Raw genomic sequence first — 12990 nt, forward strand, 5'->3', positions numbered from 1 at the left:
GCTGTGGCTCCTTTGGTGAGAATGCCCCCCCCCTCTTTGGGTTCCCGCCCCCCCCCCCCCCCCTCCCCCCCCCCCCCCTCGCCCTCCCCCCCCCCCCCCCCCCCCCCCCCCCCCGACTCCTTCGCGCCGCTTACTTCACGACGAGCGAGGACCATGCCTTGACCCACTGCTCACGGTTCTTCGCGATGGCGTCGGGCGCGACCGTCTCCGGCTTCTCGATGACCACGCCGTGCTTCGTGAAGAGGTCCGGCAGCTTCGCGTCCTTGACCACCGGGTTCACGAACATCTGGAGCGGCATGTCCTCCTGGAACTTCTTGCTCACCAGGAAGTCGATCAGGGCCTTGCCGCCCGCCTCGTTCTTCGCCCCCTTGAGCAGGCCCGCGAACTCGACCTGGCGGAAGCAGGTGCCGGTGGCGACCCCGGTGGGGGCCTCGGCCGGCTGCGGCTCGGCGTACAGCACCTCGACCGGCGGGCTGGAGGCGTAGGAGACGACCAGCGGGCGGTCGCCCTTGGCCTTCTTGCCGCCGGCGGAGCCGGAGAAGCGCTCGTTGTAGGCCGCCTCCCACGAGTCGACGACCTCGACACCGTTCGCCTTGAGCTTGGTCCAGTAGTCCTTCCAGCCGTCGTCGCCGTACTTGCCGACAGAGGCCAGGAGGAAACCGAGGCCGGGCGAGGAGGTCGCCGCGTTCTCGGTGACCAGCAGGTTCTTGTACTCCGGCTTGATCAGGTCGTCCAGCGTCTGCGGCGGGGCGATCTTCTTGTCGGCGAAGTACGCCTTGTCGTAGTTGACGCAGATGTCGCCGGAGTCGACCGGGGTGACCCGGTGCTCCTTGTCGAGCTGGTACGGGGCGCCGACCCCGGCCAGGCCCTTGGCCTCGTACGGGGTGAAGATGCCGCTGTCGAGCCCGCGCGAGAGCAGGGTGTTGTCGATGCCGAAGAAGACGTCGCCGCGCGGCGAGCCCTTGGTCAGGATCTCCTGGTTGAGGGCGGCGCCCGCGTCGCCGCTCTTGAGCACCTTGACGGTGTAGCCGCTCTGCTGCTCGAACTCCTTCAGGACCGCCGGGGTCACGTTGAAGGAGTCGTGGCTGACGAGGGTGATCGTCTTCGGCGCCGCCGCCGGCTCGCTCCCGCCGCCGCACGCGGCGAGGGTGCTCACGCCCAGCGCGACGACGAGCGCGCTGCCCGCGATCTTCTTGGTGGTGCTCATTGAATGCTTCCTCCTGGGATGTCCAGGAGAAGACGCGGCCCTGCCCGGCGCCTCGGGTCACGTGGACGCGAGAGCGGTCGCCGGGCAGGGCGCAACAGCTTGAGTGGTGACCGAACTTCCTACCCGGAATGACCCGGGCGAGGTTCAGAGGGTCTGCGGTGACGGTTACCGCACTCTCAGCGCTGTGGCGCTCCCCTGTCGGAATATGCAGTTGGTTTCGGCCACAGGGTACCCCGCGGCCCCACTCCAGGAGGAAATCCGGAACCCGGCCCTGGGCCTAGCGCTCCGAAGCCGCGAGCTGGCCGCAGGCGCCGTCGATCTCCTGGCCGCGCGTGTCGCGGACGGTGACCGGTACGCCGTGGTTCGCGATGGCCTGGACGAAGGCCCGCTCGTCCTCGGGGCGCGAGGCGGTCCACTTGGAGCCCGGGGTCGGGTTCAGCGGGATCAGGTTGACGTGCACGCGCTTGCCCTTGAGCAGCCGGCCCAGCCGGTCGCCGCGCCAGGCCTGGTCGTTGATGTCACGGATCAACGCGTACTCGATGGAGATCCGGCGGCCGGACTTGTCGGCGTACTCCCAGGCCGCGTCCAGCACCTCGCGCACGTTCCAGCGGGTGTTCACCGGCACCAGGGTGTCGCGCAGCTCGTCGTCGGGCGCGTGCAGCGAGACGGCCAGACGGCACTTGAAGCCCTCGTCGGCGAAGCGCAGCATGGCCGGGACCAGGCCGACCGTGGAGACGGTGATGCCGCGCTGCGACAGGCCCAGGCCGTCGGGCTCCGGGTCGGTCAGCCGGCGGATCGCGCCGACCACGCGGTTGTAGTTGGCCAGCGGCTCGCCCATGCCCATGAAGACGATGTTCGACAGGCGCGCCGGTCCGCCGGGCACCTCGCCGTCGCGCAGGGCGCGCATGCCGTCGACGATCTGGTGCACGATCTCCGCGGTGGAGAGGTTGCGGTCCAGCCCCGCCTGGCCGGTGGCGCAGAACGGACAGTTCATGCCACAGCCCGCCTGCGAGGAGATGCACATGGTGACCCGCTCGGGGTAGCGCATCAGGACGGACTCGACCAGCGTGCCGTCGTGCAGCTTCCACAGCGTCTTGCGGGTGGTGTCGTCGTCGCAGGAGATGTGCCGGATGACCGACATCAGGTCGGGGAGCAGCTCGTCGCGGAGCTTCTCGCGGGAGGCCGCGGGAATGTCCGTCCACTGCGCCGGGTCGTGGTTGTACCGGGCGAAGTAGTGCTGCGACAGCTGCTTGGCCCGGAACGGCTTCTCACCGATCGCGGCCACGGCCTCGCGCCGCTCCTCGGGGGTGAGGTCGGCCAGGTGCCGCGGGGGCTTCTTGGCTCCGCGAGGGGCGACGAAAGTGAGCTCTCCCGGGACAGGACGGGGGGCCATGACTGGTACTCCTCAAATCTGACGAACCCGGGCGATCTCCGCGCAGGAGCGGAGTCAACGTGAAATGGCGCGCCCGGTGCCCGGAGAGCTCGCGGGGCCATCCCCGCAGAACGGGGAAAGCGCGCCACTCATCAGTGACGCGCTTTCCAGGATAACCCGGACGGGTCAGCCCGTACCGACGAACGCCGCCAGCAGCAACCACACCACGGGCGCGGTCGGCAGCAGCGAGTCCAGCCGGTCCATGATCCCGCCGTGCCCCGGCAGCAGCGTGCCCATGTCCTTGATGCCGAGGTCCCGCTTGATCATCGACTCGCCGAGGTCGCCCAGCGTGGCGCTGACCGCGACCGTCAGCCCCAGCAGCAGACCCTGCCACCAGGCACCGCCGTCGATCAGGAACTCCATGCACAGCGCACCGGCGACCATCGCGAAGGCCACCGCTCCGAAGAGCCCCTCGCGGGTCTTCCCGGGGCTGATGCGCGGGGCCAGCTTGCGCTTGCCGAAGCGCCAGCCGACCGCGTACGCCCCGGTGTCGCTGACCACGGTCAGGAGCAGGAAGGTGACCACCCGCTGCGGCCCGTCGTCGGCCCTGAGGAGCATCGCGACGAACGTGGCCAGGAAGGGCACGTAGAAGGCGGCGAAGACCCCCGCCGTGACGTCCTTGAGGTAGTCCTCGGGGGGTTCGGTCATCCGCCACACGAGCACGGCGAGCGCGGTGAGCGCCATCGCGACCCAGGCGCCCTCGGCCCCCCGGACGTATCCGGCGATGACCATGGCCGCGCCACCGACCGCGAGCGGTACCAGCGGGGCCTTGATGCCCTTCTGCTCCTGGAGGCGGGAGGTCAGCTCCCACAGCCCCACGACGACCGCGACGACGACGACGCCGACGAACACCGCCTTGACGATGAACAGCGAGGCGAAGATCACCGCGCCGAGGCCGATGCCGACCCCTATGGCGGCGCGCAGGTCACGCCCGGCCCGCTTCTTCTGTGGGGGCTGCGAGGCGTCCTGCGGAGCCTGCGAAGGTGGGGTGGACATGGGCTCCTGCGGCGGCGTCTCGGCGCGGAACTGGGGGCCGCCCGCATCGGCGGCCCCCGGATCGCGTGCTTCCCGGTCGTCGAAGTCACGGCCGGCGGCATCGGGAACGATGGGCATGGGCCGAGTGTGCGGGCCCACCTGCGCATCGTATGCGGGACCCGCCGGAACCGGCTCCGCCCGCCAGGGAGAGTCGTTCATCAGACTTCGAGCAGCTCGGCTTCCTTGTGCTTCAGCAGCTCGTCGACCTGCGCGACGTACTTCGCGGTGGCGTCGTCGAGCTCCTTCTCCGCGCGGCGCACCTCGTCCTCGCCGGCCTCCTTGTCCTTCACCATCTTGTCGAGGGTGTCCTTCGCCTTGCGGCGGATGGAACGGATGGAGATCTTGGAGTCCTCGGCCTTGGTCTTGGCGACCTTGATGTACTCCTTGCGGCGCTCCCCCGTCAGCTCGGGGAAGGTGACGCGGATGATCCGGCCGTCGTTGCTCGGGTTGACGCCGAGGTCGGAGTCGCGGATCGCCTGCTCGATGTTGCGCAGGGCCGACGCGTCGAACGGCGTCACGATGGCCATGCGCGGCTCGGGAACCGCGAAGGACGCGAGCTGGTTGATCGGCGTGACCGCGCCGTAGTAGTCGGCCACGATCTTGTTGAACATCGCCGGGTGCGCACGGCCGGTGCGGATCGCCGCGAAGTCTTCCTTGGCGACGACGACGGCCTTCTCCATCTTCTCCTCGGCCTCGAGGAGGGTTTCTTCGATCACCACGTGCTCCTGCATGTCTTGAATGGATGGTTCAGGCTGGGCGGGGCCGGCCGGCCCCGGGCGCCCGTGTCAGGCCCGGGTGCCCTGGTCGCTGACGAGCGTGCCGATCTTCTCACCCTTGACGGCGCGGGCGATATTGCCCTCGGCGAGCAGTTCGAAGACCAAGATCGGCAGCTTGTTGTCGCGGCACAGCGTGATGGCCGTGGCGTCGGCGACCTTGAGGTCGCGGGACAGCACCTCGCTGTACTCCAGCGCGTCGAACTTCACCGCGTCCGGGTTCTTCTTCGGGTCGGAGTCGTAGACCCCGTCCACGCCGTTCTTGCCCATCAGCAGGGCCTCGGCGTCGATCTCCAGGGCGCGCTGGGCGGCGGTGGTGTCGGTGGAGAAGTACGGCATGCCCATGCCCGCGCCGAAGATGACGACGCGCCCCTTCTCCAGGTGGCGCACGGCGCGCAGCGGGATGTAGGGCTCCGCGACCTGGCCCATGGTGATGGCGGTCTGGACGCGGGAGTCGATGCCCTCCTTCTCCAGGAAGTCCTGGAGGGCGAGGCAGTTCATGACCGTGCCCAGCATGCCCATGTAGTCGGACCGGGCCCGGTCCATGCCGCGCTGCTGGAGCTCGGCGCCGCGGAAGAAGTTGCCGCCGCCGATGACGACCGCGATCTCCGCGCCGTCGCGGACGACGGCCGCGATCTCGCGGGCGATGGCGTGCACGACGTCGGGGTCGACGCCCAGGCCTCCGCCGCCGGAGAAGGCTTCGCCGGACAGCTTCAGCATGAAGCGGCGACCCTTCTTGTCCTGGTCGCTCTTGTCGTCGGAAGCGGTGTGGGGGTCCACGCCCTGATTCATGGAGATCTCCTCGTGCACATACGAAGGAGGCCATTGCCGGTGGGTCCTCGCGGTTCCCTCTACGGCAATGGCCTCCTCGTCAGATCTGCGGTCGTCCGGCGCGAAGGCGGACGACTGCTTCAGACCCTACCGGGGTCCGGTGTCCGTCGCGTACGGACGGACTCAGATGCCGACCTTGATGCGCGCGAAGCGCACCAGGGTGACACCGGCCTCGTCCAGAACCTTCTGGACGGACTTCTTGGCGTCCAGGGCGTACGACTGGCCCAGCAGGGTGTTGTCGCGGACGAAGCCCTTGACGCGACCCTCGACGATCTTCGGCAGAGCGGCCTCGGGCTTGCCCTCGGCGCGGGTGACCTCTTCGGCCACGCGACGCTCGGACTCGAGGATCTCGGCCGGGATCTCGTCCTCGGCCAGCCACTTCGGCGCGAACGCGGCGATGTGCTGCGCGACGCCGCGGGCGACCTCGGCGTTGGCCTTGTCCAGCTCGACCAGGACGCCGATCTGGAACGGCAGGTCGGGCATGGTGCGGTGCATGTACGCCGAGACGTAACCGCCGGTGAACTGCGCGAAGCGGTCCAGGACGATCTTCTCGCCGAGGTTGGCGTTGGCCTCGTCCACGAACGCCTGGACCGTCTTGCCGGCCTCGATCTCGGACGCGAGCAGCGCCTCGATGTCGGCCGGGGAGGTCTTGGCGATGTGGGCGGCCAGCTGGTCGGTGACGGCCTGGAACTTGGCGCCCTTGGCGACGAAGTCCGTCTCGCACTTCAGCTCGACGATGACACCGGAGGTGTTGTCGTCGGCGATGAGCGAGGCGACGGCACCGTTCTCGGCAGAACGGCCCTCGCGCTTGGCGACGCCCTTCTGACCCTTGATGCGGAGCGCCTCGATGGCCTTGTCGACGTCGCCGTCGGACTCGACCAGCGCGTTCTTGCAGTCCAACATGCCGACGCCGGTGAGCTCGCGGAGCTTCTTGACGTCAGCGGCGGTGTAGTTCGCCATGAGTCTGTGTCTCTCTCGAAGTCGTAGAGGAGATGGCGGGGGAGACGCGCTCGTGGCGCGTCTCCCCCGCCGTCATCGTCCGTGCTGCGAGTGCCCGGCGGATGAACGCCGGGCGCTCTCAGTGGGTCAGGCCTGCTCGGCGTCGGCGGCCGGAGCCTCGACGACGGGCTCGGCGACGACCTCGGCGGCCGGAGCCTCGACAGCCTCGACAGCGGCCTCGGCCGGAGCCTCAGCGGCGTCGTCAGCCTTCTTGTCGCCCTCGAGCAGGTCGCGCTCCCACTCGGCGAGCGGCTCGGCGGCGGCCTTCTCGCCCGGCTTCGAGTCACCGGTGGCGGCACCGGAACGGGCGATGAGGCCCTCGGCGACGGCGTCGGCGATCACGCGGGTGAGCAGGGTGACGGAGCGGATCGCGTCGTCGTTGCCCGGGATCTTGTAGTCGACCTCGTCGGGGTCGCAGTTGGTGTCGAGGATCGCGACGACCGGGATGTGGAGCTTGCGCGCCTCACCGACGGCGATGTGCTCCTTCTTGGTGTCGACGATCCAGACGGCGCTGGGGACCTTCGACATCTCGCGGATACCACCGAGGGTCTTCTCCAGCTTGGCCTTCTCGCGGGAGAGGACCAGGAGCTCCTTCTTGGTGAGACCCGAGGCGGCGACGTCCTCGAAGTCGATCGCCTCAAGCTCCTTCAGACGCTGGAGGCGCTTGTAGACGGTGGAGAAGTTGGTGAGCATGCCACCCAGCCACCGCTGGTTGACGTACGGCATACCAACGCGCGTCGCCTGCTCGGCGATGGCCTCCTGGGCCTGCTTCTTGGTACCGACGAACATGATGGAACCGCCGTGGGCGACGGTCTCCTTCACGAACTCGTAGGCGCGGTCGATGTACGACAGCGACTGCAGCAGGTCGATGATGTAGATGCCGTTGCGCTCCGTGAAGATGAAGCGCTTCATCTTCGGGTTCCAACGACGGGTCTGGTGACCGAAGTGGACGCCGCTTTCCAGCAGCTCCCGCATCGTGACGACGGCCATGGCCATCTCCTTGTTTTCTCGGTTTGGTTCCTGACGCCCCACCGCGCCCTGCCCCCGCAGAGGGGACCGAGAGGCGCTGCCACGCGGCCTGAGAGGCCGGTGCTGGGGCGTGCGAAGTCGACCCGGTGACCCGGATCGCCACCAGAAGTGTACGGGACCCGGCGGTGTGCCGGGTGACGGCGATGTCCACACCGGACGGGCCGTCCACAGGCCGCGACGGAGCGTGTCCCCGGCGCGGGACGGTGGGGGCATGAAGACCTTGACCCTGGTACTGGCGGCCCTACTGGCGGCTCCGGCGGCGGCGCTCGCCCCGGGGCCCGCACCCACTCCCGCGCCTGCCGCTGCGGCTGCTCCGACTCGCGTCCCCACCGGCGGCCGCCCGCTGCCCGCCCCGCTCCACGTGGCGCGCTGGTGGGACCCGCCGCCCACCCCGTACGCGGCGGGCCACCGGGGCGTGGACCTGCTCGCACCGCTGGGTACGCGGGTCCGGGCGGCGGGCGCCGGCCGGGTGCACTACGCCGGACGGGTGGCGGGGCGCGGCGTGCTCTCGCTCACCCTGCCGGGGGGCCTGCGCACCACGTACGAGCCGGTGCGCCCCCTCGTCGCCGAGGGTGACCAGGTGCGTGCGGGGCTCGTGGTCGCGACCCTCGAAGCGGGCGGTCACTGCGCGGCCCCGTGCCTGCACTGGGGCCTGCTGGCGGGCGAGACGTACCTCAACCCGCTGCTCCTGCTCCCGCCCCCGAGCCCCCGACTGCTGCCCCGGGTCCCCTGAGGGGGCGCGCGGAGGGCACGCGGAGCGTCAGCCCCGGACGCCCCGGAGCGCCATCGAGACGGCGGTCTCGGTCACCGCGGCCGGGTCCTCGCCGGCCCCCAGCTCGATCCGGCGCACGGCGGCGTCGACGACCCCTTGCAGCAGCATCGCGGCCAGTCGCGGCTGCTCCTGGCCCAGGGCGGCCAGCGCCTCGACGATCATCGCGATCAGGCCCCCGTGCGCGGCGCGGATCTTCTCCCGCGCACCGGCGTCCAGCTCGCTGGCGGAGATCGCCACCACGGCCCGGTGCCGCTGGTCTCCCACCAGGCCCAGCTGACTGCGGACGTACGCCTCGATCTTCGCCTCCGGAGTGGCGGCCCGCTCCATGGCGGCCTCGATCTCGGCGGCCCAGACGGGGAAGTCCACGACGCACAGCTCTTCGACCACCGCCGCCCGGGAGCGGAAGTACTCGTAGACGGAGGACCGGGCGAGTCCGGTCCGTTCGGCGAGGGCGGGGAAGCTCAACGCTTCCGTCCCGCCTTCGGACAGCAGGGAGCGCGCGGCGTCCAGCAGGGCGCCTCGCTGCATCGTCCGGTGCTCGGCCACGGAGGCCGCTCGAATCCTGGGCACGCGCCCACTCTACGGAGGTACCCGGGACTCAGCGCCCCACATCCGCCAGCTTGGCCCGCAGCTGGAGGACCGACTTGGTGTGGATCTGGCTGACCCGGCTCTCGGTGACCCCGAGGACGTTGCCGATCTCGGCCAGGGTGAGCCCCTCGTAGTAGTAGAGGGTCACCACCGTCTTCTCCCGGTCGGGGAGCGTGTTGATGGCCCGCGCGAGCAACCGGCGCAGCTCGCGGTCCTCGGCCACGGCCACCGGGTTGTCGGCGGCGGTGTCCTCCAGCGTGTCCATCAGCGAGAGGCGGTCGCCCTCGCCGCCCACGTGCAGCAACTCTTCCAGGGCGACCACGTTGGCCAGCGACAACTGACTGAAGACCGCGTGCAGTTCCTCCAGGGCCACGCCCATCTCGTCGGCCACCTCGGTCTCGGTGGGCGTGCGCCGCAGCTGGGCTTCGAGCGTGGCGTAGGCCCGCTCGACGGCGCGTGCCTTCTGTCGCACCGAGCGCGGGATCCAGTCCAGGGCGCGCAGTTCGTCGATCATCGCGCCCCGGATCCGGGTGATCGCGTACGTCTCGAACTTGATGGAGCGCTCGATGTCGAACTTCTCGATGGCGTCGATCAGCCCGAAGACCCCGGAGGAGACGAAGTCGGCCTGCTCCACATTGGGGGGCAGGCCCACGCTGACCCGGCCGGCCACGTACTTGACGAGCGGTGAGTAGTGCAGGATCAGCTGTTCCCGCAGACGCTCGTCCCCCGATTCCTTGTACGAGCGCCAGAGCACGTCCAGGGACGAGGGCGCGGTGGTCCGCACGCTGCCGCGGGCAGCGGGGGGCACCGCAGCGCGGTCAGACCCTGAGGTGTGCTGGGGCATGCTTCGCCTTTGCCGGAGCCGGATTCCTTGGGAGCGTAGCGTGACGAAAGTGTCGCGGTGCGCGAAGAGTACGGGATCGCGCGGGGCCGTCGGGGCGTCCCGCCTCGCACGGGAGGCCCGGGACCGGCGCCTCGGGCGGGGTTCCGGCGGCTGCCATCGGGAAGACCGCTTCTCTCATCGGCTTCACTCTTTCACCGGAACGCCCCAGGTCAATGACCGCCTCGCCGGACGCCACCGGTTTGAGTGGCTCTCCCATGTGTTTTCCTGCTCAACTGCCAGTCATCGCCCTGCCGTTCGACGAACCCCAGAGAGTGAAGTTCGTACAGTCTGCCGATGACTTCATCGGTGCCGCTGCCCACGGCGCGGGCGAGGTCCCCCACCCGCACGGGCCGTCCGGCGGGCAGCTCTTCCAACACGCGTGCGGTGTCCGGGGGGAGCAGGTCCCGGGCGAGCACCGGTCCGCGCCGTTCGGGGGCCAGCTCCCCCATGGCGCCGACCAGTTCGATGACCTCGGCGGCGTCCGTGACCAGTACCCCCTCGCCGCGCAGCAGTTCGTGCACGCCGCCCGAGAGCCCGCTGGTGGCGGGCCCGGGGACGCCCATGGTGAAGCGGCCCAACCCGTGCGCCCGCCGGGCGGTGACGAGCGACCCGCTGCGATGGGCGGCCTCGACGACCACGGTCCCCCGGGTCAACGCCGCGATGACCCGGTTGCGCTGGACGAAGCGGCTGGGCGTGGGATGGCTGCCGGGCGGGAGTTCACCGATCACCAGCCCCTGTGCGGCGATCCGGCCCAGCAGTCCGGCATGCCCGCGCGGATAGGCGACGTCCACCCCGCAGGCCAGCACCGCGGCCGTGGCCCCGCCCGCGGCGAGCGCCCCCCGGTGGGCCGCCCCGTCGATCCCGTACGCCGCCCCCGACACCACCACCCAGCCCCGCTCGGCGAGCCCGGCCGCCAGACCCTGCGCCATGTGCGCGCCGTAGGGGGTGCAGGCGCGGGCGCCGACCACCGCGACCGAGCGCAGCGCCCAGGTCCGCAGGTCGGGCAGGCCGCGCAGCCACAGCCCCACCGGGCGGGCGTCGCCGAGGTCGTCGAGCTGCGAGGGCCACTGGGCCGAGCCCGGGCAGACGAACCGGGCGCCGACCGCCGCCGCGGCGGCCAGGTCCCGGTCGGGATCGGCGGCCGACGCCCGTCTGCGGTACCCGTCGAGTCGGCGCCCGTCCGGCCCGGCCAGGCCCTCGGGTCCCGGGCCGGGCGCGGTCAGCTCCCGCAGCAGCGCGACCGCGCCCCGCTCCCGCAGCAGGCGGCCGGCCCGCTCGTCCCCGGGCTCCAGCACCCGGGTGAGCGCGGCCCGGGCCCGCCGCTCCTCCTCCGGGGCCGCCACCGCCGGGGTCATGACCCGTATCCCTGCGGGAGCGGGACACCGCGGGCGATGCCGGTGCGCAGTTCCAGGGCGACCGCCACGTCCCGGGCGTCGGGGCGGTCCTTCTCGGCCAGGTCGGACACCGTCCAGGCGACCCGCAGCACCCGGTCCAGGCCGCGTGCGGTGAGCAGGCCCCGCTCCAGGTCCCGCTCGGCCTGGGCCAGGGCGCCCGGTGCGGGCAGCCAGCGGGTGCGCAGCTCATGGCCCGGCACCTCGGCGTTGACCCGCCAGGGGGTGCCGGCGAGCCGCTGCGCCGCCCGCGCCCTGGCCCCCGCCACCCGCAGGGCCACGACCGCACTGGCTTCGCCCCGATCGCCCCCGCCGACGAGGTCGGACCGGCCGACCGGTTCCACCTCGACCCGCAGGTCCACCCGGTCCAGCAGCGGCCCGGACAGTCGTCCCTGGTAGCGCCGGACGGCCGAGGGCGGGCACTCGCACCCCGCGCCGTGCAGGGTCTGCCGCCCGCAGGGGCAGGGGTTGGCCGCGAGGACCATCAGGAAGCGGGCCGGCAGCCGCATCACGCCGGCGGCCCGGGCGATCACCACCTGGCCGGACTCCAACGGCTGGCGCAGCGCGTCCAGCACCCGCCCGCTGAACTCGGGCGCCTCGTCCAGGAAGAGGACACCGCGATGAGCCAGGGACACGGCCCCGGGCCGGGGCATCCCGCTGCCCCCGCCCACCAGGGACTGCATGGTCGCCGAGTGGTGCGGGGCGCAGTACGGCGCCGCGGTCACCAGGGGTTCGCCGGGCGGCAGGATCCCCGCGACCGAATGCACGGCGGTGACCTCCAGGGAGTCCTGTCGCCCGAGCGGCGGCATGATGCCGGGCAACCGCTCGGCGAGCATGGTCTTGCCCGCGCCCGGCGGTCCGGTCAGGAACAGGTGGTGCCCGCCCGCGGCGGCCACCTCCAGCGCCCGCCGGGCTCCGCGCTGCCCCGCCACCTCCGCGAGGTCGGGCGGCGCGCAGGCGCCGTACCCCCCGCTCGCCAGCCCCGTGCCCAGGCCGGCCCCCGGGACCACCAGCGCGGCCGTCATGGGATCCGGTCGCAGGGCCGCGTCCGGCGGCCCCTCGTCCGGCACCTCCCCGTCGGTCAGCACGGCGATCAGCTGACGCAGGCTCCGCACCCCCAGCACCGACACCTCGGGCACCAGCGCGGCCTCGGCGGCGCACTGCTGGGGCACCACCACCTGCCGGTACCCCGCCTCGGCCGCGGCGAGCACGGCGGGCAGGATCCCCCGCACCGGACGCACCCGCCCGTCGAGCCCGAGTTCACCGATGAGCAGCAGGTCCGCGATCACCGCCGGGTCCACCCGCTCCGCCGCGCCCAGGACGGCGGCGGCGACGGCGAGGTCGAAACCCGAGCCGGATTTGGGTACCGAGGCCGGGCTGAGACCGACCGTCAGCTTCTTCTGGGGCCATTCGGCGCCGGAGTTCACCACGGCGGCCCGGACCCGGTCCCGGCTCTCGACCAGCGTCTTGTCGGGGAGCCCGACCAGGGTGAAGGCGGCCACTCCCGGTTCGAGATCGGCCTGGACCTCGACCACCACGCCCTCGACGCCCACGAGCGCCACCGAGCAGGTCCGCGCGAAGCCCATCAGGCCACCCCCCTGACGTGTTCCACCACGGGGGCCCCGCGTCGGGGCAGCACCACACCGACCAGGTCGATGCGCACCCCGCCCGGCGGTGGTCCGCCGTGATCGGCGAGCCAGCGCCCGGCGAGCAGCCGCAGCCGGTCGGTCTTGCCCGGCCGGACCGCGGCCATCGGGTGCTCGAACATCGGCGAACCGGCGTGCCCGGACCGACGGGTCTTCACCTCGCAGACGACGAGGGCGTCCCCGTCCCGGGCGAGGATGTCGATCTCACCGGCGCGGCAGCGCCAGTTCCGGGCGATCACGGTCATCCCGGACCCGGTCAGCCGTCGGGCGGCCAGCTCCTCGCCGTACCGCCCGAGCGCCCGCCGGGCCGCGGCCCGCTCCCCCGGTGTCCGTACCACCCGCGCCGGCCGGGCCGACGCCTCCTGCTGTGCCACGCCCTTCGCGTCCATCCGGCACCACCTCCG

The 12990-nt window shown here is 71.7% G+C and carries 13 protein-coding genes; 1 reads left to right on the forward strand and 12 read right to left on the reverse strand.

Annotated features, from left to right (window positions below; all coding sequences use genetic code 11):
• Nucleotides 1–130: 130 nt before the first annotated feature.
• The 7 genes from ACZ4UB_RS12780 to rpsB form a co-directional block, all read right to left on the reverse strand.
• A complete protein-coding gene (locus ACZ4UB_RS12780) occupies nt 131–1207 on the reverse strand; it encodes a thiamine ABC transporter substrate-binding protein (protein WP_468070165.1) in 1077 nt (358 codons plus the stop codon).
• A 277-nt stretch (nt 1208–1484) separates the two neighbouring features.
• A complete protein-coding gene (gene rlmN / locus ACZ4UB_RS12785; RefSeq protein ID WP_468070166.1) occupies nt 1485–2600 on the reverse strand; it encodes a dual-specificity RNA methyltransferase RlmN in 1116 nt (371 codons plus the stop codon).
• A gap of 165 nt (nt 2601–2765) precedes the next feature.
• The gene (locus ACZ4UB_RS12790) at nt 2766–3833 is read right to left on the reverse strand and encodes a phosphatidate cytidylyltransferase (protein ID WP_468070167.1); all 1068 of its coding nucleotides are present in this window, start codon (nt 3831–3833) and stop codon (nt 2766–2768) included.
• The gene (gene frr, locus ACZ4UB_RS12795; RefSeq protein ID WP_354380130.1) at nt 3833–4390 is read right to left on the reverse strand and encodes a ribosome recycling factor; all 558 of its coding nucleotides are present in this window, start codon (nt 4388–4390) and stop codon (nt 3833–3835) included. The genes ACZ4UB_RS12790 and frr overlap by 1 nt, the downstream gene beginning before the upstream one ends.
• Before the next feature lie 69 nt (nt 4391–4459).
• Nucleotides 4460–5239 (reverse strand): UMP kinase, encoded by a 780-nt coding sequence (gene pyrH, locus ACZ4UB_RS12800; RefSeq protein ID WP_385779958.1) that lies wholly within the window; start codon nt 5237–5239, stop codon nt 4460–4462.
• Nucleotides 5240–5401: 162 nt separating this feature from the next.
• Nucleotides 5402–6238: a translation elongation factor Ts gene (gene tsf, locus ACZ4UB_RS12805; RefSeq protein ID WP_467966137.1), complete on the reverse strand. Its 837-nt coding sequence runs from the start codon at nt 6236–6238 to the stop codon at nt 5402–5404.
• A gap of 126 nt (nt 6239–6364) precedes the next feature.
• A complete protein-coding gene (rpsB, locus tag ACZ4UB_RS12810; protein WP_354380100.1) occupies nt 6365–7267 on the reverse strand; it encodes a 30S ribosomal protein S2 in 903 nt (300 codons plus the stop codon).
• A gap of 250 nt (nt 7268–7517) precedes the next feature.
• On the opposite strand from rpsB, the gene ACZ4UB_RS12815 reads away from it, so the two are divergent.
• Complete coding sequence (locus ACZ4UB_RS12815) at nt 7518–8039, forward strand: M23 family metallopeptidase (protein WP_468070168.1); 522 nt, start codon at nt 7518–7520, stop codon at nt 8037–8039.
• 27 nt (nt 8040–8066) lie between these two features.
• Here ACZ4UB_RS12815 and ACZ4UB_RS12820 read toward each other — a convergent pair whose 3' ends face one another.
• From ACZ4UB_RS12820 to ACZ4UB_RS12840, 5 genes are all read right to left on the reverse strand, one after another.
• Nucleotides 8067–8624, reverse strand: coding sequence for a TetR/AcrR family transcriptional regulator (locus ACZ4UB_RS12820; RefSeq protein WP_468070292.1), 558 nt, complete (start codon nt 8622–8624; stop codon nt 8067–8069).
• Nucleotides 8625–8676: 52 nt separating this feature from the next.
• Nucleotides 8677–9510 (reverse strand): RNA polymerase sigma factor WhiG, encoded by an 834-nt coding sequence (whiG, locus tag ACZ4UB_RS12825; RefSeq protein WP_354380098.1) that lies wholly within the window; start codon nt 9508–9510, stop codon nt 8677–8679.
• Nucleotides 9511–9719: 209 nt separating this feature from the next.
• Entirely contained in the window at nt 9720–10904 is a 1185-nt protein-coding gene (dprA, locus tag ACZ4UB_RS12830; RefSeq protein ID WP_468070169.1) for a DNA-processing protein DprA, read from the reverse strand.
• Nucleotides 10901–12526: a YifB family Mg chelatase-like AAA ATPase gene (locus ACZ4UB_RS12835; RefSeq protein WP_468070170.1), complete on the reverse strand. Its 1626-nt coding sequence runs from the start codon at nt 12524–12526 to the stop codon at nt 10901–10903. Before ACZ4UB_RS12835 ends, dprA begins: the two co-directional genes overlap by 4 nt.
• Nucleotides 12526–12975, reverse strand: a complete 450-nt coding sequence (locus tag ACZ4UB_RS12840) for a YraN family protein (protein WP_354380095.1) — start codon at nt 12973–12975, stop codon at nt 12526–12528. The genes ACZ4UB_RS12835 and ACZ4UB_RS12840 overlap by 1 nt, the downstream gene beginning before the upstream one ends.
• Between the last annotated feature and the right edge of the window lie 15 nt (nt 12976–12990).

Source organism: Streptomyces sp. NPDC028419 (assembly GCF_055565515.1).

Excerpts from the sequence above, each read along its gene's own strand:
- ACZ4UB_RS12835 (WP_468070170.1), bottom strand. The coding sequence starts at position 12,526 with ATGGGCTTCGCGCGGACCTGCTCGGTGGCGCTCGTGGGCGTCGAGGGC.
- pyrH (WP_385779958.1), bottom strand. The coding sequence starts at position 5,239 with ATGAATCAGGGCGTGGACCCCCACACCGCTTCCGACGACAAGAGCGAC.
- rlmN (WP_468070166.1), bottom strand. The coding sequence starts at position 2,600 with ATGGCCCCCCGTCCTGTCCCGGGAGAGCTCACTTTCGTCGCCCCTCGC.
- ACZ4UB_RS12790 (WP_468070167.1), bottom strand. The coding sequence starts at position 3,833 with ATGAACGACTCTCCCTGGCGGGCGGAGCCGGTTCCGGCGGGTCCCGCA.
- tsf (WP_467966137.1), bottom strand. The coding sequence starts at position 6,238 with ATGGCGAACTACACCGCCGCTGACGTCAAGAAGCTCCGCGAGCTCACC.
- whiG (WP_354380098.1), bottom strand. The coding sequence starts at position 9,510 with ATGCCCCAGCACACCTCAGGGTCTGACCGCGCTGCGGTGCCCCCCGCT.
- rpsB (WP_354380100.1), bottom strand. The coding sequence starts at position 7,267 with ATGGCCGTCGTCACGATGCGGGAGCTGCTGGAAAGCGGCGTCCACTTC.
- ACZ4UB_RS12840 (WP_354380095.1), bottom strand. The coding sequence starts at position 12,975 with ATGGACGCGAAGGGCGTGGCACAGCAGGAGGCGTCGGCCCGGCCGGCG.
- dprA (WP_468070169.1), bottom strand. The coding sequence starts at position 10,904 with ATGACCCCGGCGGTGGCGGCCCCGGAGGAGGAGCGGCGGGCCCGGGCC.
- ACZ4UB_RS12815 (WP_468070168.1), top strand. The coding sequence starts at position 7,518 with ATGAAGACCTTGACCCTGGTACTGGCGGCCCTACTGGCGGCTCCGGCG.
- ACZ4UB_RS12780 (WP_468070165.1), bottom strand. The coding sequence starts at position 1,207 with ATGAGCACCACCAAGAAGATCGCGGGCAGCGCGCTCGTCGTCGCGCTG.